This is a genomic window from Streptomyces toxytricini (assembly GCF_014649915.1).
Classification (GTDB): Bacteria; Actinomycetota; Actinomycetes; order Streptomycetales; family Streptomycetaceae; genus Streptomyces; species Streptomyces toxytricini.
The window spans coordinates 70,377-93,640 of sequence record NZ_BMTY01000005.1; the positions used below are offsets into that span (position 1 = coordinate 70,377).

The following is a 23,264-nucleotide window of genomic DNA, read 5'->3' on the forward strand; positions in this document are numbered from 1 at the left end:
GCTCAGCGTCGTGATCCGGTGTCGGCGACCGGTTCTCGCGTCACAGGCCTGCGTGGGCGAGGAGCTGGTGCATCGCTGTGGTGGGCAGGTTGGGGTTGGCGGCTGCGGTGGCCGCGACGGATTCCGAAGGGTCGGCCAGCAGGCGCGTCAGATCCTCGGCAGGGAGCCGGGGATGGGCTGCGATGGCACGGCGCACTGTGTGGTCGGGGTCGGCTGCCAGACGGCGTGCGGACTCCACCGGCAGGTCGGGGTCGCGCGGCGCCAGCTGCCGCATTCTCGGGTCTGGATCCGTGGCCAGGCGTCGAAGCACGGTCGTGGGCAGGGGGAAGGAGTCGGCCGGGCGCCATCCGGTCCGCTTGTCCGGGCGGTACGTACGGTCGATGCGCTCGGCGGTGTCGGGATCGACCTGGTCTCGGGCGTTGAGGGCCATCGTGGTGCGGACGTTGCTTTCCTCGTCGGCGAGCAGTCGGGCGACGAGCGGTGGCGGGAGACGGCCGGACGCGGCTGCCGAGGCGCGGAAGCAGGCGTAGGGCGAGTCCACGTGCGGCAGGGGGTCGGTCGTCACCCATGGCAGGTGCAGTGCTCGGAGTTCCGCGCGGGCCAGCTCGCCCGTGATTTCCCGTTCGAGCGAGTCGTCGTCCAGGTCGTGGTCGTGCGCAAGCCAGTGCAGTGGGTGCTTGTCGGACACGAGCCGTGTGTGGATCGCGGCTCGAGTCGCTTCCGGAGTGTCCTGGCGGGCGAAGATGCGGAGCGCGACGCTCGGGTTGGGGTCCTCGGCGAGCTCGTCGCGCAGTGCCGGGGGAAGGTCAGGGTGTTTCGCGAGCTCCCGGCGGACGTCGTCGTCCGGGTCGGCGGCCAGGCGGTGGGCGGTGGCAGCGTCCAGTGTGCAGTGGCGCACCGCGCCGGCGCGGGTGACCGGGTCGGCCAGCAGCTGTGGGAGGAGGTCCGGCGGCGGGACTGGGTGGGGAGTCCGGCAGAAGTAGGTCGCGCAGGCACCTGCCCGTACGGAGTCGTCGGGGTCCGTCAGCAGCAGTCGGCGCACCGGTTCCGGTGCGGTCGTCCACCACCGGGCGAGAGTTGCGCGGACGTGCGGGCTCGGGTCCGTCGCCAGCCGGGCCCGCAGATCTGCCGGCACGTGGTCGCTTTCGGCCAGGTGCTCACGGACCTGCGGGGCGGGGTCGTCGAAGAGCCGCTCGAACAGCTCTCGCGGTGCGCCGTCCGCCGCAACGACCACAGCCGTGCGGATCGCGGGATCCGGGTGCTCGGCGAGCGCCATCCGGAAGGCCTGCGGGAGGCTGTGGTTCAGGGCGAGAGAGTGGGTGAGCCAGTGGTCGTCTGTGGCGAGGATCCCGGCAATCAGGTCATCGCTCAAGTCCGGCCGCTTGGCCACCGGGCCGAGGCCCTTGCGGCAGCCCAGGAGGCGGCGCACGAGCTCGGGCGGCAAAGCGGGGTTTCTCGCCAGCCCGTCCACCACCTCGTCCAGATGCCGCGGCAGCGGTATGGCGTCCGACATGGCGAGCGGCCTGCCCTTCTGTACCGGTGACCCGATCATGCAGTCTCGCACGGGTGTGCTGGACCGGGGGATGCTTCGGGCTGCGGCGGCGTCCGAGATCGACGTGCGTGGTAGACGTCCCTGCCCTTCGAGTCGGAGGCCGCGTCGTGCCACTCCACGCAGGCCTTGTCTTGCCGAAGGCGGCTAGGCCGGCTTTCGAGCGGACATCCGCCGTGCCGAAGAACCGCAGGCAGTAGGCCCGCCGCCGCCTACGTCGTCAGCGGAGCGTCGAGCCCCGGCCCCGACAGCTGTGCGTTTCCCGCCCGGGTGAGGGGAGGCATCGACGTCCTCCCCGGTCCATGCCGCCAGGTGGTCCGGGATGTCCGCAGCCCGCAGGCGCTCGGGCACCACCCCGAGAGGGGCGCTTCTCCGGCGGCCGTGCGCGCCCAGGTGCTCGGGGGACCGCCCCGTGCCGCCCTCCGGCGCCCCGCTACGGCGTGGGCGGGACCACCTTCGCCGCACGTCGAGGACGCCAGAAGCCGGAGACACAGGGCAGAGCCCCTGCCGCTCGCCCTGAGCTGCGGCGCCGGGCCGGGTCGGCCACCGGGCGCACCCACCCCAGGCACCCCTGTGCATGAAGCGCCCGCGAGGGCTGCGCTCCGAGGTTCCGCGAAGCGGGGCCCCGGCCGCGCGATGCCCCGGGCACGCGGCTTGAACAGGCATTTCGCCGGCTGTCAAGTCCCGAACGTCCGTGACGCGACCCGGGACCTGCTGCCGGGAGGTAATGGACACAGGCCGCGGGCACACTGCCCGCCGGCCACGACTCGCACACCGGAAGGACCCCCGGCATGACCGGCACCATGAACCGACCTCTTTTCGCCTTCACCACCACGATCACCGGCCAGACGGCCGACGGCCGCTCCCCTCCCCCCTGACGCCTACCCGAGCACCCCCGACAGGGGCTGCTCGCCAAACGTATGTCTATCCACGAATTCCTCCACGCCGATGCCAGCGCCGCTCTGATCCTTGCCTGCCCTCTTGCGGCCTCCTACGTGCTGCTCGTGCTGATCGTGCTGATCAGCCCCGACAGCGGCAGGGGTAAGGCAGCCAAAGACCTCCTGAGCCTGCACCCCTTCTCCAGGAAGACCCCCGACAGCGAGGACCAGCCATGACACCGCTCACCCCACCGCAGCAACCCGCCCGTGTCCTGGCGGACCAGCACCACGGCGAGGCCGTCCTCGGCTCTCCCTGCCGCAGTGCACGGCTGCGTCCCGGCCGCGGAGGCAATGGCCGCAGTCGGGGTCGCCGGTTCCGCGGCTGGAGGCCGCACGACGGTACGCCTGGCGGATCGGCGCCGATGGTGAAGGCGGCGCGGCGGCGCCCGCTGCCCGCGTTGTCCGGGGCGAGGGCGGTCGTGGTCTCGGCTGGGGGCAGGGGCTCGCAGTCGGCGAAGGGCAGGGCCGTATCTTGAGAGCGACGCAGGTGCTGTCGGTGCGTCGCAGCCCTGCGTTGTCCTCGGGCGCCGCCCACGCCGGGCCTACCGGGTACCCGTCGGATGAAGGGGAGTTGGCCAGTGATCAGCCTTGCCGCAGTGGGAGGAGTGGCCCTGGTCGAATTGGGCATGGCTCTGACTCCGGGACCGAACATGATCCATCTCGCCTCTCGGGCGATTGCCCAGGGCCGCAGGGCGGGCCTGGTGAGCCTGAGCGGGACCGCCGTGGGTTTCCTGTGCTATCTGGTGGCCGCCGCCGCCGGCCTGTCCGCGTTGTTCGCCGCCGTACCGCTGGCGTTCACGGTGGTCAAGCTTGCCGGAGCCGCCTACCTGGCCTACCTGGCGTGGGACATGCTCAAGCCCGGTGGCCGCTCACCCTTCGCTCCGGCTCGGGACCTGCCCCCCGTCTCCGATGCGCGCCTGTTCTCGATGGGACTCCTGACCAATCTGCTCAACCCCAAGATCGCTCTCATGTACGCCGCTCTTCTGCCGCAGTTCATGGATCCGCAGGCGGGTCCGGCCTGGGCGCAGCTGCTGCAGCTCGGTGGCGTGCAGATCTTCGTGGGGCTCTCCGTGAACGCGCTGATCATGCTGGGCGCGGCAAGGATGTCCGGTTTTCTGGCATCCCGGCCCCGGGTGATGACCGCTCAGCGGTTCGCGGCAGGCGGTTTGCTCGGCTTCTTCGCCCTGCGCACGGCCCTGTCCCGCACGCCTGCCTCGGCCTGAGCCGTGCGGGTGCGCCGGCGTGCCGAGTGCGCGGAGTCGTCCCGCTCTCGGGGAGGGTGGGAGTAGAGGAGGACGCACGGCCGGGCCCCGACCCGGGGGAAGGGGTCGGGGCCCGGGCGGAGTTGCCGGTCAGTGGCGGAAGGTGTCCTTGACGTCTTCCTTGGCGTGGCGGGCGTTGCCCTTCACCTGGTCGGCCTGGCCCTCGGCGGTCATGCGCTCGTTGCCGACGGCCCGACCCACGGCCTCCTTGGCCTTGCCCTTGGCCTGCTCGGCGTGCGCCTTGCCCTTCTCCGTGCCCGACATCGGGGACCTCCTCGTTGCTGTACCGGATTGGTCGTGACCGCTCTCCTGCTCCCGATCGCCCGCCGCAAACCCCCTCGTCCGGCAGGCGATCGGAGGCTTCACCCGGGTGGGTCAGCGGATGCCGAGGGCGACGATCTGGGTGATCGCCTCCTCGGCGAAGTTGTCGTCGCTGACGAGGATCAGCAGCCGCTCGCCGGAGGGCAGGTCCGGGCCCCACGTCATGCCCTCGGTGTTGTCGACGGCGGAGAGGCCCAGGGTGTCGAAGTCCGCGACGAGCTCCTTGCGCATCGGCACGATGGTCTGCCCGGCCAGCGACTCCGTCGCCCGGACGTCGGTCGCCCCGCGCGTGGTGGCGTCGAAGAGGCGGATCTTGTAGCCGGCGCCGGCGACCCAGGTGCGTTCGAGCACGAGGTAGCGGTGGGGCTGGTCGGGGAAGGCGAGGATGGACGGGACTCCGGTGTCCGGGCCCCACGGGCTGTCGGGGTCGTTCTCGGCGAAGATCTTCTCCAGCGGGTACGCGAACTGCCCGAGCACGCGGCCGTTGCGGTCCTGCTGCGTGACGCGGACCAGCGCGCCGTTGTTCACGTCCGGCTCCGGGCCGTCCTGGAGGAGCGGGCCTTCGACCGCGCTGGTCACGACCTTGCCCTTGGAACCGAAGGTGAACGCCTCGATCGCCTGGTTCCGGCGCGGGCCGCGCTCCTCCATCGTGACCTCGTAGTTCGCCGGCAGCCGCAACCGGCCGAAGTGGTCACCGACGGGGGAGGCGTACTGGATGGACGGCTGGACCACCGGCGGGCCCGCCACCTTGGGCCGGTCGCCCTCCTGGGCCCACCAGTAGTCGCAGCTGCGCGGGTCGACCCGGATCTCCTCCGGGTCGACGGCCTTGCCGTCGCCGGCGGTCGGGGACGGGTAGACCGCGCCGTCGGGCTGGAGGAAGGGGTGGGTGCCGGTGAAGTCGACCGCGTGCACCCCGCCGGCGTCCACGTTCAGTTTCGCCGTGTAGAAACGGGCGGGCTGGAGGTACGAGCGGTCGTCGCTGATGAACACGTACTCGCCGGTGCACGGGTTGCGGTCGATGCCGGAGAGGCCGCCGACCGTGGTGTCCTGGAATACGAGCTTGTGCGGGACGGTCTTCTCACCGAGCAGGCGGGCCTGTACAGCGCGGCCCAACTGCTGCCCCGGGGCGTCGGGTTGGGCGGCGGCGGCCACGGCGGGGGCCAGGGTCGAGGTCAGCAGCAGGGCGGCGGCGCACGCACGGCGCATCAGAGAGGAACTCACCCGATGATCATGGCCTGGACCGAGCCGCGGCACAGTCGCCCAATCGGGTAGGAGCGGTGCGGGTGCGACCGTCCGGGGTCCGGTGCGAGGCAGAGGCGTCGCCCTCGGCTCTGCGCCCGTTCACAGCCTGCGGATGCGAAGCCGGAGCGGGCCCCAACAGGTCGGTGGCGTGCTCCCCGGCCGTCTTGCCGTCCGGGACGCTCACCGCGAGCGTGCACCCACTGCCGGCCTACACGAAACGAGACGGTCCGTATTGCGTAACCGGAGGAATGCCTTAGGCTCGCGACGATTCGATACGAACCGTTTCGTCTAGTGAGGGGCATCGTGACGCACCCGCGAGTCTGGCTCATCACCGGCGCGTCCCGCGGCCTGGGCAGGGCTTTCGCCGAGGCCGCCTTGGCGGCCGGCGACCGCGTCGTGGCTGCCGCCCGCAACGTCGAGCCCTTGGGCGAACTGGCCGAGAAGTACCTCGGCCACCTCGTACCGCTGGCGCTGGACGTCACCGACCGCCGGGCCGTGTTCGATGCCGTGGAACGGGGGGCAGCCGCATTCGGCAGGCTGGACGTCGTCGTCAACAACGCCGGCGGCATGCTCTACGGAATGGTGGAGGAAGCCACGGAGGAGCAGATCCGGGCGCACATGGATGTGAACTTCTTCGGTGCCGTGTGGGTGGCCCAGGCGGTCCTTCCGCACCTGCGCGCCCAAGGCGGAGGACGGCTTCTCCAGGTCACCTCGATGGGCAGCGGCGGCGGCATGGCCACCGTCGGCTTCTACGGGGCGGGCAAGGCCGCACTGGACTCGGTCAGCGAGGCGCTGGCGAGGGAGGTCGAAGGGTTCGGCATCAAGGTCACCATCGTGCAGATGGGCGGCTACAACACCGGCCTGTTCACCACGGGCACCACGGCCACCCAGCCCTTGGCGCCGTACCAGTCCCTGCGCACCGAAATGGAAGCGATGTGGGGCGACGCCGTCGCCCCGGAGGCGGACACGGCTGCCCCGGTCATCATGGAGCTGGCCGCGCTGCCGGATCCGCCGCGACGGCTGATCGTCGGCAGCGAATCCTTCGACCACGTCATGGAAATGGGCCGGGCCCGAGCGGATCTGTACCGCTCCTGGGAGCACCTGAGCCGTATCGCCCCCGGCTGACCGGTCCGCCCCCGTCACGGCGCAGCCGCTCGAACCTGATGGGGCGAGGACGCGGCCGGGCCCCGACCCGGGGGGAAGGGGTCGGGGCCCGGGCGGAGTTGCCGGTCAGTGGCGGAACGTGTCCTTGACGTCTTCCTTGGCGTGGCGGGCGTTGCCCTTCGCCTGGTCGGCCTGGCCCTCGGCGGTCATGCGCTCGTTGCCGACGGCCCGGCCCACGGCCTCCTTGACCTTGCCCTTGGCCTGCTCGGCGTGCGCCTTGCCCTTCTCCGTGCCCGACATCGGGGACCTCCTCGTTGCTGTACCGGATTGGTCGTGACCGCTCTCCTGCTCCCGATCGCCCGCCGCAAACCCGCCGGGACGGTCCGGGCAGGCCGAGTCCGCCGGTACCTGCCCTCCCCGGGGCACGGGGCTGCCCCCTTCAGGAGAAGGGGGCAGCGCACGTCAGGAGAAGATCGCGTGCACCTGATCGACCGCTTCGGGCCCGTAGCCGACCGTGCCGACGGGAACCGCGCCGTCGATCGCCTCGATGACACGGCCGGCCCACACCGGACCGAAACCGCCGCACAGTTCGATCAGCTGCACCCCCTCCCCCACCAGGCGGCGCGCGACCTCGATGCCCTCCTCGGGCGTCTCCACCCCGACGAAGACACTGCGGCACTTGCCCGTGTCCACGACCTTGACATCGCCGCCCGCCGTGCTGCCGTCCGCCGTGTAGACGAAACCCCAGTGCGTGAGCGCCATGCGTCTCGACCTCCTGTGATCGTCAGAGCCACCAGCCAAGCAGAGCCACGCCCGGCATGGCCCGGACCGGCGATATCCGCGAGTGATCTTCGCCGCACTCCGGATGCCGGGAGGACACGGGTTGCGACCGGACTCCTGCCTCCGCATCCGTCCCCTCGGCCGGCTGCCGGCGGTCCGCCGATCGCGGTGCCCGAGGGCACCGGCAGCACGCAGGCCCTGGTGTTACCTGAGCATGCGGGCCGCCTCCACCTGGTGGAGGTGGATCACGACGTCGTGCGCCTCCGCGAGACGGATCTGCGGGGCGTCCGCGATTCCGGGGTAGGTCGCGCCGATGTTCTTGACGGTGTGCGGCGCGGCGAGCCAGGTGCGGGCCGCGGTCGGGGCGTTGCGCAGGTCCACCACGAAGTCGCGGAACCGTACCCGGTCGAGGGTGTGCTCGGCGGTGCCGGGTGCGGCCGGGCCGACGGTGAAGCGGCGGGCGGCGCCGTCCGGGTCGAAGGCGTTGAACGAGCCCCGGTCGAAGGTGAGGCCGACGCTCAGGTAGCCGTCGCCCAGCTGCTCGCGGAGGAATTCGCCCTGGACCTTCGGGTAGGGCCCGGGGACGTAGCTCCTGAGGGCGATGTGGCCGTTGTGTGCGGCGAGGGCGGTCTTGAGGCCGGTCCGCTGCTGCCACCAGGCGACGTTCTCCGCCATGGTGCGGTCGCGGTAGAGCATGGCGTCGCCGATCTGCCGGGGGTCGTCCCAATCGAAGGCGTGCAGGGTGGTCATCTGGTGGATCGCTGTGGCGTGCTGGACGGCCCAGGCGTGCGCGTCGGCGTCGGCGCCCGTGCCGGGCCGCTGCTTGAGCAGGTCCACCGCCCGGCCGGTCCGCTCGGCGAGCTCCTTGCGTTCGGTGATCGGCTTCGACAGGTAGGCGTTGACGTACGTCGTGGCGTCGGTGGTCGGACGCAGGCCCCGGTACAGCTCGGTGAGGCGCGGGGCGAGGTCGGGACGGGCCTCGGCCGCATAGGCGCCCACCTTGTCGTACAGCTCGGCACCGGCGAAACCGGCGTCGTCGCCGACGAAGCGGACCGGGTCCTTCGGGTGCTTGACGTTGTACGCGCGCATCCACTGGAGCAGGTCACGGTATTCGGCGTTGTTCCACCAGTGGTAGGTGCCCTGGAACTCCTCGTCCATGATCTGCTTCAGGTCGCCCTCGCCGCGCAGGAGGTAGGCGTCGAGCCGCAGTCCCGTGCTCCACGGGGCTTCGAGGGCGAAGGCCCGGAAGCCCTTCTCCTCGACCAGGTACCGGAAGACCCGGTGCTTCACGGTGAAGAACTCGTGCGAGTTGTGGGTGGCCTCGCCGAGGCCCACCACCCGGGCGTCGCCGACCATCCGGCCGAACGGGCGCAGGTCGGCCAGGCCGCCGCGGGGCTCGGTGGTGTGCAGCGGGTGGGCCACCCGGCCGAGGGCCGCCTCGGGGGAGCGGAACGCGGCGGCCGCGGCCTCCTCCGGGGCGGCGGGCGCGGAAGCGCCGGCGGAGGCCGACGCGGCGGGCGGGACGGGCGGGACGGCCGCGGAGGCGGCCGGGGCGACGGCCAGGGCGGCGCCGAGCGGGACGAGGAGGGCGGCGAGCAGGGCCTTGTGCGTGTTCATGGGCCCCACCTTCGCCGTGCGGGGGCGCGCCGGACCATCCGCTGCGCCCCCCGACCGGGCCGGGGGTTTGCCTCATCGGCCGCTGGGAGGAGGACCGGGAGCCTGGTCCCGGGCGGGAACGGGCGTCACGTGGGTTGCGCGGTCCGGGTTCCGGAGGGTATCGGCGCCTCCTTCCGGGAGCGGCGCTCGTGCTCTCCGTTCCGCTTTCAGGCTCGGGCGGGTGGACCGTTGTCGAGCGCGGGTTCCCGGACGTAGCGTCAGGCTCATGCGCCTCGTCAAGTACACCCATTCCTGTGTCCGGTTGGAGAGTGAGGGCCACGGCGTCCTGGTCATCGATCCGGGCGTCTGGAGCGAGCCCGACGCGCTGCGCGGTGCGGACGCGGTCGTGGTGACCCATGAACACGCCGACCACGTCGACGTGCTGCGGCTGGCCGGGCTGGGCGTGCCCGTGTACGCCCCCGAGGGGGTGGTCCTGCCCGGGCTCGACACCGTCGGGGTGAGCGCCGGGCAGGAGTTCACCGCCGCCGGCTACCGGATCACGGCGCACGGGGGCAGGCACGCGACGATCTACGGAGACCTGCCGGACTGCACGAACCTCGGCTATGTGGTCGAGGACCGCCTCTACCACCCCGGGGACTCCCTGCACGTGCCCGCGGTCCCGGTGGAGACCCTGCTGGTGCCGTTGCACGCCCCCTGGATGCGGGTGGGCGATGCCATCGAGTTCGTGCGCGGGGTGGGGCCGGAGCGTGCGGTCGGCATCCACGACGCACAGATCAACGAGCGCGGCCTGGCGAGCGTGAACGGCTGGCTGGAGGCGGAGGCCCGGACCGCGTACCGCTGGCTGTCGCCGGGCTCCCGGCTGTAGCCGTCGGGTGTCCCGGCGCGGACGGGGCCGCAGGCCGGTGGGTCTGCGGCCCCGTCGGGTGCCGGGTCAGGAAGGGTCGCCGTACTGGAGGCCGCGGCCGTTGGTGCCGACGTACACGCGGCCGAAGGCGTCGGGGTCGCCGGTGATGACGCCGGTGCCGCCGATGCCGCCCCACTGGTGGGCGTCGTCGTTGACGCGCAGCCAGGTGGCGCCCTTGTCGGTGGAGCGGAAGACGCCGGTGGTGTCCTTGACGGTGCCGATCAGGTACAGGGCCTGGTAGGAGGCGCCCGGTGCGGCCTTGCCGAAGCCGATGGCGGAGGCCGACTTCACCGGGGCGACCCGGGTGAAGGTGCGGCCGCCGTCGGTGGAGTGGAGCAGGCCGTGGGAGCCGCCGGCGATCCACAGGTCGCCTGCGGCTCCGGGGAGCGCCTTGAGCCGGCCGCCGGCCGGCAGGTCGGCCGCGCGGGCGGTGAAGGTCGCTCCGCCGTCGGTGCTGGCGTACAGCGTGCCGCCGGCGAGGGAGTAGAACGTCCCGGCCGAGGAGCGGTCGGCGACGACGGCGGCATCCGTGCCCAGGCCGCTGACCTTCGACCAGCTCGCTCCCCTGTCGGTCGAGCGGTACGGGGCCTGGCCGGCCTGTGTCCAGACGATGGCCGAGCCGTCGGCGGAGAGCGCCACCCGGCCGCTGTCGGCGCCGGCAACCGGTTCGGAGGCGAAGCCGTTCCAGCTGCGGCCGCCGTCGGTGGAGTAGGCGCCGTCCTGCGCGCCGCCCCGGCCGACGCGGACCATCATCGAGGGGTTGGACTGGGCGAAGTCGATGGATGTGCTGTTCGTCATCATCGGGTTCTTCAGCCGCCCGGCGGGCACCTCGGTCAGGGAGTCGTGGCGGAACCCGCCCAGGTCTCCCATGGCGGTGATGACGTGGGCGCCGCCGGGCGGGGCGATCGCGTCCAGCAGGGCGGTCTCCTCCAGTCCGCGGGCGCCCACGCTCCAGTGGCTGGTGCCGCCGCTGTCGGTGGCGTGGGCGTCCTTGCTGCGCAGGATGCCGCTGCCGGTGCCGTACAGGACGTGCCCGGAGTCGAAGGGATCGATGGCCAGGGCGGTCATCCAGTGCCCGGTGCCGGTGCCCACGTACGGGGCGGCGGAGGCGTCCCGTACCGACTTGTCGGCCAGGGCCTTCCAGGTCGTGCCGCCGTCGGTGGTCCGGTAGACCTCGTCCTCCGGCCACCAGCGGCCGAGGGTGGTGACCATCACCGTGGAGGGCTTGCGCGGGTCGACGGCCAGACCGGAGAACCCGTAGTCGCCCTGGGAGGGGGAAACGTTCCGCCACGTGCCGCCGGCCGGCGTGTGCTTCCACACCGAGCCGCCCGTCACGCCGTTGGGGCCGAGGGCGTTGGTGTACGTCAGGTACAGCGAGCCGTCGCCGGAGAGCACGCCGTGCTGGGGCAGCTGTCCGGTGGGCTGCCCGGGGACGGCCTGCCAGGTGCTGCCGCCGTCGGTGGAGCGGTAGAGGGAGGTGGTCCTGTCGGCGACGCCGACGTACACCGTCTTGCTGCCGGCCGGGCCGTACGTCACGAAGGAGATGCCCGCGCCGCTGCCCGCCCCGTCCTTGACGGGGAACGAGGGGACCTGGCTCCAGGTCGCCCCGTGGTCGGTGCTGCGCCACAGGCCGTTCTTGCGCGTGCCCAGCAGGAGGGTGCCGTTGGCCGCGGGGTCGACCGCCAGCCGTTCGCCCGCCCCGCGGCCGTCCTCGTTGCCGCCCAGTTTGAAGGGCAGGTCGGTGCGCTGGAAGGTGCGGCCGCGGTCCCTGGAGCGGAGGATTGCGCCGTTGCCCGCCCAGTTGTTGGTGTAGGTGCCGGTGGCCAGGTAGAGCCTGCCGGGGTCGACGGGGTCGGTGGCCAGGGCGTCGATGCCCAGCAGGTTCCAGTCCTTCTCGCCGATCCAGTCGGTCAGCGGGATCCACTGTTCGGCCGCGGTGTCCCAGCGGTAGGCGCCGCCCATGTCGGTGCGCGCGTACAGCAGGCCCTTCTCCTTGGGGTTGAACACCAGTCCGGTGACGTAGCCGCCGCCGACCACCTGGGCGTTCCGCCACCGGTACGGTCCGGATCCGGGCGCCTTGGGCCCGGCCGTCCTGACCAGCTTCCACTGCTGGTTGGTACCGCCGTGGCCGCGGTACTGGATGACTGCCGCGCCGTCGGCCGTGGACCCGCCGGAGACGTCCAGGACCTGGCCGCTCCTGCGGGAGGTGAGGACGACGGCGTCCGACCCGCTCACGGGGTCGATCCGCCATTCCTGCGAGGCGGAGGAGCTGTCGGTCTGCTGCTCGGCGGCGGCCGCCTGGGCGGTCGAGTCGCCGGTGATGCCCAGCACCTTGCCGCTGTTGCGGTTGACCAGCTCGTGGTAGCCGTCCCCGGTGGGGCGCAGCTGCCACTGCTGGTTGGCGGTGTTCTGGTCCGTCCACTGCTGGATGCGGGTGCCGTCGGCGGTGGAGAAGGCGTTGACGTCCAGCGCTTTGCCGCTGCGTACGGAGACCAGCCGGTAGGAGGCGCTGCCGTCGACGGTCGCGGCCTGCGAGTCGTCCTGTACGTACAGGAGGTAGGGCACGAGGACGGCGGGAACACCGAGCAGCAGGCCGGTCCCGGTCCAGCGGCGGCGGTGGCGTCCGCGGCGCCCGCCGTGCGGGGGGTTCTTCATGGGGGTTGTTCTCCTTGCGTGGTGCGGTGGATCGGGGCGGGTCAGCGCTGCAGGGTGAGGAGACCGGGCCGGTACGGCAGCCGGTCGTAGGGGCCGCCTGCCGCGGGGGCCTTGCCCTGGTAGAGGAACCGCAGGTTGCAGGGGTCGACGGTCATGGTCTGGTCCGGGTTGTCGCGGACCAGGTCGCCGTGGCTGATGTCGTCGGTCCAGGTGGCGCCGCTGTTCGCCTTGCCGGCGAAGGGGTTCTTCTCGTCGGCGGCCTGGGGGGTCCACGGGCCGTTCGGGCTTGGCGCCGTGAACGAGCGGAAGTAGCGGGCCTGGTTCGCGCCCCTCGCTTCGACGATCATGAGGTACTGGTTCTGCCCCTGGACCTTGTAGACCTGCGGCGCCTCGAACAGGTTGTCGGCCGTGTCGCTCATGACGGTCGTGTACGAGGAGCCGAAGTTGCCGGGGAAGTTCCCGATCGGCATGCTCGCCCGGTAGATCTTGCCGTTGTCACCGGCGAAGAACAGGTACATGTTCCGGTCGTCGGCGATCAGGGTCTGGTCGATCGGGCCGGTGGGCGATTCGGAGCGGGGGATGCTGCCGGTGAACAGCGGCTGCGGCGCGGACCAGCCGTCGGGGTTGGCCGGGTCGCTCGACGTGCGGTAGATGAAGGGCCACGGGCCCCACTGGTACGCCAGCACCCAGATCTTCTTGGGCGCGAAGTAGAACAGCGTGGGGGCCACCGCGGCCTGGCTCATGCCGGTCTGGCGGGCCGACGCCATGTCCGACCAGTTCGTGAACGGCCCGGACATCATGGAGCCGTACGAGGATCCCGAGAAGTTCGACCCGTAGACCAGGTGCTTGCCGTTGTGCGTCACGTGGGTGAAGTCCTTCAGCGAGGCCCACCCGTTCGCCGGCTGCGCCAGCGCGCCCGTCGACGTCCACCGGTACCGCGACGGGAGGGCACAGGTGCCCGTCGGGGCGGGCATTGCCGTGGCCGGCGTCCCGGACGGGCCGGTCCACTTCTGGTTGCCGCCGGACCAGCAGGAGTGCAGCTGGATCCCGGTGCGGTTGGCGGTGGCCGCGCCGATGGCGTCGAGGCACAGCCCGGAGTGGACCCCGGAGATCGTGCCGTCGGCGTTGACGTTCCACTGCTGGCCGGTGCTGCCGTTGCAGTCCTCGATGACCACCGCGGTGCCGTTGGCCGTGCCGTTGCCCTTGGCGGCAAGGCACTTGTCGCCGTAGACGGTCAGCTGCTTGCCGGAGGTGTGGGTCCAGCGCTGGTTGGGCCGTCCGTGGCAGTCCCACAGCTGCGCCTGGGTTCCGTTGGCCCTGGTGGAGCCCTTGATGTCGATGCAGCGGCCGGAGGCGGCGCCCTTGATCGTTCCGGTGCCGGAGCTGGTGCCGGTGGCTGCCTTGAAGGCGTTCACGACGGCGGTGTAGGCGGCCTTGGGGTTGCCGTTTCCGTCGAACAGCAGGGCGTTCTCGCCCTTGCGCCAGGAGTCGCTGTCGCGGATGCCCCAGACCGTGATGCCGGTGCACCGGGCGACCGACAGGCAGGCCTTCACCGTGTCGGCGTAGTGGGTCGGCGACGCCTGGGCGATGTCCAGCTCGGTGATCTGGACGTCGACGCCCAGGGCGGCGAAGTTGGCCAGGGTGGTCCGGAAGCTCGCCGGGGGGCCGCCGGTGCCGAAGTGGCTCTGGAACCCGACGCAGTCGATCGGCACGCCACGGGACGTGAAGTCCTTGACCATGCTGTAGACGCCCTGGGTCTTGGCGTCCGACCAGTTCTCGATGTTGTAGTCGTTGTAGCAGAGCTTGGCGGAGGGGTCGGCCGCCCGGGCGGTGCGGAACGCCTCCTCGATGAAGCCGTTGCCCAGCACGTTCTGGAAGACCGAGCTGCGGTGCTGGGTGGAGCCGTCGGCGAACGCCTCGTTGACCACGTCCCAGGAGTGGATCCGGCCCTTGTAGCGGGTCATGAGGGTGGTGATGTGGTTGTTCATCACGCCGCGCAGCGTGTTCGCGTCGCGGATGGAGTCGACCCAGGACGGGAGCTGCGAGTGCCAGACCGCGGTGTGGCCGCGCAGGCGCTGGCCGTGCGCCGCGGCACGGTCGACGATCTGGTCGGCCGGGCCGAAGGTGAACCTGCCGCGGGACGGTTCGACGGCGTCCCACTTCATCTCGTTCTCCGGGGTGACCATGTTGAACTCCCGGTCCAGGATGGCGGCGTACTTCGCGTCGCCGAGCCTGCCGGCGGCCACCGCGGTACCGAAGTACCTGCCGGAGGGCGCCGCCTGCGTGCCGAGGGGTGTCGCGGCTCCGGCGGAACTGGGCAGGAGCGTCACGGCACCCCCGACCAGCGCCGCGGCCGCCAGTCCGACGACCAGTGTCCGGCGGCGCCGGCCGCGCCGGTGCAGGCCCTTCATGCCGCTCCTCCGTTGTTGCGGGGCGCCTCGGAGAGGGGCCGCTCCTGCGTACGGGGCGTGCGGCGTTCACGGGTATCTCGCGTCATGGTGCGCTTTCTTCCGGGGATGTGCCGATGGGTGGGGGGCCTCCGGCGCCGGCTCGCATGGTGAGCGGCGGGAAGAACCCCACGAAGTGGAGGCTTGCGAACGCGTGGCCGCGTAACGGAAAAGCCGCGTCACCCCGGTGATCGCCCCGTGATCCATCTCGCAGGAGAAAAGTGTTACGCCGAGCCCCGCGGTCCGGTCGTGCGTCGACGCGGGCCGGTCGGCCCGGAGGGGGAGTGCGCAGTGCCGGAGCCGGGGGCGGGCCCGCCGGCCGTCGCTGCGCGGCACCGTCCGCGGTGGTCGGCGGGCGGTGCCCGGCGATCGGTGGTCAGCGAACGGTGGTCAGGGCCGGGCCTTGCGGACGACGAAGGAGGCCTGGCCGGCGAAGGCCCGGGTGCCGTCGGAGCCGTCGAGCCAGATGCCGCCGTCGCGGTGGCGGACGACCGATCCCGGGTAGTTGTGGGAGTACAGGGTCACCGACCCCGCGACCGCTCCGGGGCGGGGGCAGAAGGTCGCGTCCTTCCGGAAGAGTTCGCTGCCGTCGTCGGTGCTCAGCCGCAGCCGCAGGTAGTGGTGCCGCAGGTAACGGCCGTCGGCCGCGCGGAAGGTGACGCACCGCCCGTCGGCCAGCCCCCGGACCACCGTGAACGTGACGCGCTGCCGTGCCTGCGTGCTGCCGGAGTCGGCGGCCCGGCCGAGCGTCGCGAAGTCGCCGGCGTACGTCAGGTAGAGGTCGGGCTGGTCGACGGACTCCAGTGTGTGCGCGCCCAGCGGAACCGTGCCCGCGGGGACGGCGGACGGACTCGCCGGTGGCGGTGCGGCCGGCGTGGGGGTGCCCGACGGGACCGGCGCGGGAGCGGCGGCCGTGGGCGCGACGGTGGGGGCGGCGGTGACGCCGGGCGCCCGGGGCGTCGGCTCCGGCCAGGCTGCGTACGTCGCGGCTCCGGTGATGAGCACCGCACCGGCGGCGATGCTTGCCAGCGGGTGAGCGGTCACCGCGTGGAGTTTGCCGGTCGCCGCGCCGTGCAGACCGCCTGCCTTCACCGCCGCGCCGGCCGCGACCGGCGCCATGGCAGGCGCGGCGGCGCCCGCGGCCGAACCCGACAGCAGGCCCTTGGCGGTCAGCGTGGCGAGGAGTCCGGCGGGGACGGCCAGCGGCGCGAGGCCGAGCAGCAGCTGCTCGGCAGGGACCCGGTTCGCCGTCGTCGCCGTGCAGACCGGGCAGTCGCGGGTGTGCCGCGCGATCCGCTTCCGCCACACCGAGGTACGCAGGCCGTCCCAGCCGGCGACGGTCTCGCCCAGCTGCGGGCATCGCGGGTGGGCCTCCAGGGCGGCGACGATCGTCCGGCTCAGGTCCAGCTGCTCGCGCATGCGCTGCAGGCGCACTCCGGCGTGGGCGGCGGTGAGGCCCGTCGCGGCCGCGATGTCCTCCCGGGTCAGCAGCCCGGCGTGCTCCTGCCACCAGAGGGACAGCAGGGCGCGGTGGTCCGGGTCGAGCCACCGGCCGGCTTCGGCGATCCGACGGCGCTCGTCCGACACACGGAGGCGCAGGATCGTCGCGTCCTCGGGTTCGAAGCCGGCATCCGGCAGGTCGAGCGCCTCGTCGATGACGGCGGTCCGGTTGGCGACCGCGCGCTGCCGCTGCCAGTGGGTCTGTATCTGGCGGAGCGTGATCGACACCAGCCAGGAGCGGAAGCTGTCGGGAGCGCGCAGGGCAGGAAGGTCGCGCACCACGCGCAACAGCGTCTCCTGGACGACGTCGTCGACGTCGGCATGTGCGCTCAGCGCCCGCCGGACGATGTTGTAGACCAGCGGCAGGTAGGCGGCGATCAGCTCTTCGCGCGCCCGGTCGTCCCCGGCCTGAGCCGCGACGACCAGGCCCGCGTGGTCCGCGTCCATGAGCCCCATTCCCACCCTTCCGGTTGACGGCGTCAGACCCTAGCGTCCGCAAAGGTGTGCGACCAAAGCGCGTGCTTAGGGTCGTGGACCAGGGCCCTTGGCCGCCTTCGGGGCCGGTGTGGCATTCGCCCGCGGGACGGGAGCGCTCGGGGCGAGGCGGGGGACCGGCCGGCGGGTTCCCCGCCGCCGGGCCGGCGCGGCCGTGGGGCGGGCCCGGACCGCGCCGGCGGGGAGGGGTCAGCCGCCGACGGGCCGGAAGATGCCGCCGGGGATGGTCACCGGGCGGTCGATCCGCTTGAAGCGGTACTCCATGGCCACGTCGTCGATCAGGAACGGCATGCGGTTCGCGGCGTCCTCGATCACCGTGAAGCTGATGTTCACCTTCTGCGGGGCGGACCGGTAGAAGGCGTCGGGGAGGGTGACCGTCACCTGCTCGTAGGAGCCGTTGGTCCCGCCCTTGTTCATGCGGTCGTGCAGCTCGTAGGGCGTTCCGTCCTCCGCGGTGGCCTCCACGACCAGCTGGCGGAAGCCGAAGCCGCTCGCCCCGCTGTGGACCACGTCGCTGCGCACCCAGAACGACAGGACCGGTACCCGGGACGCCGGTACGGTGACCTGCTGCGAGATGCGGCTCATGCCGGTCAGGCCCTGGCCGCCCAGCTCGGCCTTGCCGGTGCCCGTGCGTGCCGGCCACGCCGAGGAGTTGTTGACGGGATGCCCGGCGAACGGGGTCACCTTCTCGTGCCAGGACGCGTTGCCGCTCTCGAAGCCCGGGTTCGCCACATCGGACGGGCCCGCGCTCGCGTTCGGTGCGGCCATGAACATGCCCGTGGCCGCGACGGCGGTGGCGGCGGCAAGCATGCTCGCTCTCCGCGCTCTCTTTCTCATGGGTCTCCTGGCTGTTTCTCGGTTTCGAACGGGGACGTGCCGCAACAGCCGGGCGGCCGGCCCCTCCCCCGCCCCCGGCGGAATGCCGGGGGTCTGCGGTGGGCCCTGCCCGAGGAGCACGGTGGTCAGCCGTCTCGACCGCGGCGCACACTGTAGCGCGCCGGTATGACAACCACTCAGCCCCGGAGGGCGCCACGGCGGACGGACGGTTTCGAGCCGCGGCGCGGCCGACGGCGCGTGCACGTACGGCGACGTACGCCTTCGCACCGTGACGAGTGAACCCGTGTGCGGGGGGCAGGTGCCGGTGGTCCGGGCCGTCGCCGCGGCGGAGGGAGATGACCATGAGTCCGGCCGTTCCCCGGGATCCCGAGGCCCTCAAGCAGCTCATCACCCGCGAGGTGGCCCTGCTGCGCGCAGCCGCCGGCCGTTCGGCGGGGGTGCGGCCGAGCCCCGCCACCCCGGCCGAGATCGCGGAGTCCGAAGCGCTGTCCGCCTGCTCCTGCGGGGCCGTCTCCCGCCACGGCCACTCGTGCGCGGAGGGCGGCGGGGACCACGACCCGTGGGCCTGCGTCTGCGCGGCCCTCCCCGCCATTCCGGCCTCCGCGGCGCTGCTGGCGCCCGTCGCGGACGGCGACGGGAAGACCGAGGACTTCGTCATCCGGGCCGGGAACCACATCCGGTCCGTCGAATGGCTCGACTCCCCCGACCGGCAGGTCGGCAAGCGGCTCCGGGAGGTGCGGCCCGGGGTGGACGGCAGCGGGCTCCTGGACTCCCTCAAGGAGGTCCTGCACACCGGCCGCGCGCTGCGGAACTTCCCGGTGGACTACACCGAGCGGCGGCCTGACGGCCTGCACCGCACCAAGCTCCTGTACGACGCCGCGTCCTGCTCCGGACAGGTGCTCGCCACCTGGCGCCCGGCCCACAACCCGGCCGAGCTGATGTCGCTGGAGGCCCAGTACATCGCCTCCATGGGGTGGGCCCACTTCGACCTCCTTTCCGGCGAGACCACCTGGTCCGAGGGGCTCGGCACGATCTTCAGGACCGCTCCGGGCCGGCCCATGGGCCTGCTGGACCTGTGCGACGCGGTGCTGCTGGAGGACGTGCCGCGCTGGGCGCGGCTGCTGCGCGCGCTGTTCGACGGGGAGGAGCCCCCGGGCTCCGACATCCGGTTCACCGTGTACGGCGATGTCCGGACGCTCCACGTCATCGGCCGGCCGGTCATCTCGACGGACGGCCTGGCGTGGGCCCTGCACCTCATCGCACGCGACCTCACGCCCGTCATCCGCAGCAGGCAGCGGCTCGCGGCCACCCGTCGGCAGACCGAGTGGTTCCGCGAGGAGGCGGCGGCAGAACACCGGGTCGCGGCCGCGCTGCGCGAGGCGCTGCTCCCGACGCACTCCTCGGAGATCGCCCGGCTCGGGTACGCCGTGGCGGCCGCGTACCTGCCGGTCGAGGAGGACGCCGCGGTCGGCGGCGACTGGTACAAGTGCCGGGCGCTGCCCGACGGGCGCATCCTCCTGGCCATCGGGGACGCCTGCGGCCACGGGCTCGACGCGGTCGCGCGCATGGCGCAGCAGCGGCACGCCCTGGCGGGCCTGGCGCACACGCCGGGCAGTGACGCCGGGCAGCTGACCACCTGGCTCAACGAACTCGTGTGCGCGGACACCTCGGCGGAGACCGCCACCGCGGTCATCGGGCACCTCGGCGACGACCGCCGCCTGGTGTGGGCCTGCGCCGGGCACCCGCCGCCGCTCCTGCTGCACGACGGTACGGCCGCCGCGCTGGACACCCGGCACCGGGGGCCGCTCCTGGGGCTGCTCCCGGGCGAGGCGTACGCGACGGCCTCCCTGCCGCTGGAACCGGGCGACCTGCTGCTGCTCTACACCGACGGGCTGGTCGAGCGGCGCGGTGAGGACATCGAGGCCGGTGTGAACTCGCTGCTCGACCACCTCGCCGACTGCGCCGGGGGCGACGCCCGCCAGACCCTCGACGCGGTGGTCGCCCGGTACGCCGAGGACCGGCTGGAGGACGACACCTGCCTGGTGGTGGTCGAAGCCCTCTGACGCCGTGGCGCCGCGTGACGCGGATCGTGCCGCCGTCACGGCGCAGCAAGGGAAACCGGCCGTCTTTTCGGGAGGGCGGGGCCGGTGGGGGGCCGGGCGGCGCGCGGGGAGCGTGCGGGTTCACGCCGCCCGGGCCCGCGTGTGCCCGAGCCGGGTGGAATGTGATCATCCGTTCTATAGCATGGTGGGCCCGTGGCGATGCCCGGCCCCTGCCCGCGGGAGCGCGGCAGGGCGTTCCGTGCAGGAGCAGGGCCGAGCCGTGGCGCGCCCCTCCCCCGCCGCGGCGACGCACCCGGTCCGACCAGCCGGGTGGCGTCTGCTCGACCACGGACGTACGACCAGGGGAAACGGTCCTGCTGGTCGGTGGTGTACAGGGGGCGATGCCCGTGCCGGAAGCCGCGCACGGTGAGGACGACGAGGTACTGGGGTTCCGGATTCTGGGCCCCTTGAGGATGAGGAGCGGTGAGCGGGAACTGCGGCCCGGCGCGCCGCAGCAGCAGGCGGTCCTCGCCCAGCTGCTGCTGCGCCCGGGCCTCGCCGTTCCGATGTGGGATCTGGTGAGCGGGGTCTGGGGCGACGACCCGCCGGACTGCGCGGTCTCCAACCTGCGTACGTACGCCTGGCGGCTGCGCCGGCTGCTGGAACCGGATCCGGCCGCGCCGCGACTCCTGGTGTCCGTCGGCGACGGCTACCGGCTCGACGCGCCGGGCTGCTCCGTCGACGCGCTCCGGGCGGTGGAGCTGGCCGACCGGGCCGCGGCCGCGCGGGAGGGCGGGCACCCCGACCGGGCCGGCGAGCTCGTCGCGGACGCCCTCGGGCTGTGGCGCGGCGAGCCCCTGGCGAAGGTGCCGGGGCCGTTCGCCGAACGCCAGCGGGAGCGGTGGAACGAACTGCGGACCACGCTCCTGGAGGAGAGGTACGACCTGGAGCTGGCACGGGGCCGCTCCAGGGCGGTCATCCCCGAGCTGACCGCCCTGGCCGCCGAACACCCCGGCCGCGAAAGGCTCCACGGCCTGCTGATGCGGGCCCTGCACGCCACGGGCCGCACATCGGAGGCCCTCGGCCTCTTCCAGCGGGTGCGCCGCACACTCGTCGAAGAGCAGGGGATGGAGCCGGGCCGCGAACTCGCGGCCGTCCACCGGCGCATCCTGGAGGACACCGAGGACCGCCGGGACGGGGCGGGGGACACCGCCGCGGGCGATGGCGGGACCCGCGCCGGCTCCGGTGCCCGCCCGGACGCCGACGGCCCGCGGGCGGGTGGCGGCACGGGCGACCGTACGGGAGCCGGTGCGCGGGCGGTCGGCGCCGGCCCCGGCTCCCCGGCGGCCGCCGCGTCGCCCTCCCCCGGCTCCGGCCCGGCCGCGCCGTCGGGGACCGCATCCGGCGGCGGGTTCGCACGGGTCGTCCCCGCCCAGCTCCTGCGCTCCGTACCCGACTTCGTCGGCCGCAGCACCGAAGTGGAGACCCTGCGCACCCTCCTGACCGCTCCGGTGCCGGACCGGCACAGCCTGCCGCTCGCCGCCGTCTCCGGGATGGGCGGCATCGGCAAGACCTCCCTGGTCCTGCACGTCGCCCACCAGGTCCGCGACCACTACCCCGACGGACAGCTCTACGCCGACCTCCGCGGCCTCGACCCGGACCCCGAGGACCCGGCCATCGTGCTCGGGGCGTTCCTGGACGGGCTGGGATGCCCGCTCCACCTGCTTCCGGACACCGTCGACGCCCGGGCCCGGCTGCTGCGGACCGTCCTCGACGGCCGGCGCGTCCTGATCGTCCTGGACAACGCCGCCGACGCCGCCCAGGTGCGGCATCTCGTCCCCGGGGCGCCCGGCTGCGCCGTGCTCGTCACCAGCCGCGCCCAACTGCCCGACCTCGAAGGCGCCGTCCAGCTCGGTCTGAGCCGGCTGCTGCACGAGGACGCCGTCACCCTGGTCGGCCGCATCATCGGCACCGACCGGCTCGCCGCCGAACGGGCCGACGTCCGGGCCCTGGTCGGGGCGTGCGGGCAGCTGCCGCTGGCCACCCGGATCGTGTCCGCGAGGCTCGCCGCCCGTCCCGGCTGGCCGATCGCGGCCCTGGCGGCCCGGCTCACGGACGAGACGCGCAGGGTGAGCGAGCTGAAGGTGGGGGACCTCGCCGTCGAGGCGGCCTTCGACCTCAGCTACCACCACCTGCCCGACGCCCAGGCGCGGGCGTTCCGGTTGATCGCGGTCGCCACCGCGGCCGACGTGGGGCCGCAGGCCGCCGCGGCGATCCTGCAGACCGGCGAGCGCGAGACCGAGGAGCTCCTGGAGGCCCTGGTGAGCGCCTCCATGGTGGAATCGCCCGCGCCGGGCCGGTACCGCGTCCACGACCTGCTCCGGGTCTTCGGGCGGGCCCGGGCCCGCGCCCACGACAGGGCCGAGGCCGACCTCGCCGTCGAGAACCTGCTCGGCCACCTCCTCGCCACGGCCTGCAACGCCTTCGCGCAGATCGTCCCCGGGGACTCCGTCGTCGACTCGATGGCCTCGCTCGGCGCCCGCGGCTCGGAGTTCGCCGACGCCCAAGGCGCCCGCCGGTGGGCCGCCGAGCACTTCGAGGCCGCCGTGCTGGCCGTCCAGGCCTGCGCCGACCACGCCGACGACGAGCCCTTCGGCAGGCTGCTGCCCGCCGCGACGGACCTGCTGGTCGCCCTGAGCCCGTTCGTCGGCGACCTGCGCCACGAGCAGCTGGCCCCGGCCGCGCTCCGCGTCTGCGATGCGGCCGGACGCCGCGGCGACCGGCGTTCGTTCGGCCGCGCCCAGTGGCTGAGCTGCTCGTTCGCGCTGCGGGCCGGACGGCTGTCGGCCGCCCGCGCCCACGCCGGACACGCCGTGCGGGCCGCCCGCGCGGCGGACGACGTGGCGATCCTGCGCCAGGCGCTGAACGACCTCGGGCTGATCGCCGTGACCCTCCGGGACTTCGACGCGGCCATCGCGCACTACGAGGAGGCGCTCGCCCTGGCCCGCCGGCTCGGACACCGCTCGGGCGAGATCGCCATCAGCCTCAACTGTGCCCTCGCGCACGTGCGGCTGGGCCGTACGGACACCGCGCTGCGCACGGCGCAGGAGGCGGTCGACGCCGTCCGCGAACTGGAGGACGACTCCGCGCTGGCGTACGCCCTGTACGTCCGGGGCGTGGCGCTGACCGGCGCCGGACGGTACGAGGAAGCGGTCCAGGCGCTCACCGAGGCCCTCGACGCCTGCCGCCGCGCCGGTGACGACGGCCGCGAGGTCCACGCCCGCTACCGGCTGGCCGACGCACTGCGCCTGCTCGGACGTCTCTCCGCGGCGGAGTCCACGGCCCGCGAGGCCGTCGCGCTGGCGCGCCGGCGGGGCGACGAACCCGGCGAGGGGCAGGCACTGCTGGTGTGCGGAAGGGTCCTCGCGGATCGCTCCGACGCGGAGGGGGCGCAGGTGTACCTCCGGCAGGCCCTGCACGTCTTCGACGGGCTGGGGCTTCCCGAACGCCGCGACGCGGAGGAGCTGCTGGAGTCCCTGACCGGCCCCGCCTGACCGGGGGTCCGGGCCGC

Annotated in this window: 16 protein-coding genes; 6 read left to right on the top strand and 10 right to left on the bottom strand. The window is 73.1% G+C overall.

The features are described from left to right. Positions 1–40 precede the first annotated feature (40 nt). On the bottom strand, positions 41–1,513 hold the full coding sequence (locus tag IE170_RS07840; protein WP_223855653.1) for a hypothetical protein: 1,473 nt from the start codon (positions 1,511–1,513) through the stop codon (positions 41–43). A gap of 956 nt (positions 1,514–2,469) precedes the next feature. On the opposite strand from IE170_RS07840, the gene IE170_RS07845 reads away from it, so the two are divergent. Next, entirely contained in the window at positions 2,470–2,664 is a 195-nt protein-coding gene (locus IE170_RS07845) for a hypothetical protein (protein WP_189808567.1), read from the top strand. A 401-nt stretch (positions 2,665–3,065) separates the two neighbouring features. Then, on the top strand, positions 3,066–3,710 hold the full coding sequence (locus IE170_RS07850; RefSeq protein WP_189808568.1) for a LysE family translocator: 645 nt from the start codon (positions 3,066–3,068) through the stop codon (positions 3,708–3,710). A gap of 129 nt (positions 3,711–3,839) precedes the next feature. Here IE170_RS07850 and IE170_RS07855 read toward each other — a convergent pair whose 3' ends face one another. Both IE170_RS07855 and IE170_RS07860 read right to left on the bottom strand, forming a co-directional pair. Next, positions 3,840–4,013, bottom strand: a complete 174-nt coding sequence (locus IE170_RS07855) for a CsbD family protein (protein ID WP_189808569.1) — start codon at positions 4,011–4,013, stop codon at positions 3,840–3,842. 111 nt (positions 4,014–4,124) lie between these two features. After that, positions 4,125–5,291 carry an esterase-like activity of phytase family protein gene (locus IE170_RS07860; protein WP_229884638.1) on the bottom strand — a complete coding sequence of 389 codons (1,167 nt, stop codon included), beginning with the start codon at positions 5,289–5,291 and terminating at the stop codon, positions 4,125–4,127. A gap of 324 nt (positions 5,292–5,615) precedes the next feature. Here IE170_RS07860 and IE170_RS07865 point away from each other — a divergent pair, with 324 nt between their 5' ends. Further along, complete coding sequence (locus IE170_RS07865; protein WP_189808570.1) at positions 5,616–6,437, top strand: SDR family NAD(P)-dependent oxidoreductase; 822 nt, start codon at positions 5,616–5,618, stop codon at positions 6,435–6,437. 105 nt (positions 6,438–6,542) lie between these two features. On the opposite strand, the gene IE170_RS07870 is transcribed toward IE170_RS07865, so the two are convergent. The 3 genes from IE170_RS07870 to IE170_RS07880 all read right to left on the bottom strand — a co-directional run bounded on the left by IE170_RS07870 (position 6,543) and on the right by IE170_RS07880 (position 8,813). Continuing rightward, entirely contained in the window at positions 6,543–6,716 is a 174-nt protein-coding gene (locus IE170_RS07870; protein WP_189808571.1) for a CsbD family protein, read from the bottom strand. Between the two features lie 162 nt (positions 6,717–6,878). Then, positions 6,879–7,178 carry a DUF6506 family protein gene (locus IE170_RS07875; RefSeq protein WP_189808572.1) on the bottom strand — a complete coding sequence of 100 codons (300 nt, stop codon included), beginning with the start codon at positions 7,176–7,178 and terminating at the stop codon, positions 6,879–6,881. Positions 7,179–7,400: 222 nt separating this feature from the next. Next, a complete protein-coding gene (locus IE170_RS07880; protein WP_189808573.1) occupies positions 7,401–8,813 on the bottom strand; it encodes an erythromycin esterase family protein in 1,413 nt (470 codons plus the stop codon). A 265-nt stretch (positions 8,814–9,078) separates the two neighbouring features. Here IE170_RS07880 and IE170_RS07885 point away from each other — a divergent pair, with 265 nt between their 5' ends. Further along, positions 9,079–9,678 carry an MBL fold metallo-hydrolase gene (locus tag IE170_RS07885; protein WP_189808574.1) on the top strand — a complete coding sequence of 200 codons (600 nt, stop codon included), beginning with the start codon at positions 9,079–9,081 and terminating at the stop codon, positions 9,676–9,678. A gap of 66 nt (positions 9,679–9,744) precedes the next feature. Here IE170_RS07885 and IE170_RS07890 read toward each other — a convergent pair whose 3' ends face one another. The 4 genes from IE170_RS07890 to IE170_RS07905 form a co-directional block, all read right to left on the bottom strand. Beyond that, entirely contained in the window at positions 9,745–12,372 is a 2,628-nt protein-coding gene (locus tag IE170_RS07890) for an RICIN domain-containing protein (RefSeq protein WP_189808575.1), read from the bottom strand. A 41-nt stretch (positions 12,373–12,413) separates the two neighbouring features. Beyond that, positions 12,414–14,783 (bottom strand): non-reducing end alpha-L-arabinofuranosidase family hydrolase, encoded by a 2,370-nt coding sequence (locus IE170_RS07895; RefSeq protein ID WP_189808576.1) that lies wholly within the window; start codon positions 14,781–14,783, stop codon positions 12,414–12,416. A gap of 426 nt (positions 14,784–15,209) precedes the next feature. Continuing rightward, entirely contained in the window at positions 15,210–16,766 is a 1,557-nt protein-coding gene (locus tag IE170_RS07900) for a sigma-70 family RNA polymerase sigma factor (RefSeq protein WP_189808577.1), read from the bottom strand. Between the two features lie 237 nt (positions 16,767–17,003). Further along, positions 17,004–17,624, bottom strand: coding sequence for a hypothetical protein (locus IE170_RS07905; RefSeq protein ID WP_189808578.1), 621 nt, complete (start codon positions 17,622–17,624; stop codon positions 17,004–17,006). Positions 17,625–17,992: 368 nt separating this feature from the next. Between IE170_RS07905 and IE170_RS07910 the strand changes: the two genes are divergently transcribed. Then, the gene (locus IE170_RS07910; protein WP_223855655.1) at positions 17,993–19,714 is read left to right on the top strand and encodes a PP2C family protein-serine/threonine phosphatase; all 1,722 of its coding nucleotides are present in this window, start codon (positions 17,993–17,995) and stop codon (positions 19,712–19,714) included. Positions 19,715–20,166: 452 nt separating this feature from the next. Continuing rightward, a complete protein-coding gene (locus IE170_RS33150) occupies positions 20,167–23,247 on the top strand; it encodes an AfsR/SARP family transcriptional regulator (protein ID WP_189808764.1) in 3,081 nt (1,026 codons plus the stop codon). Positions 23,248–23,264 lie beyond the last annotated feature (17 nt).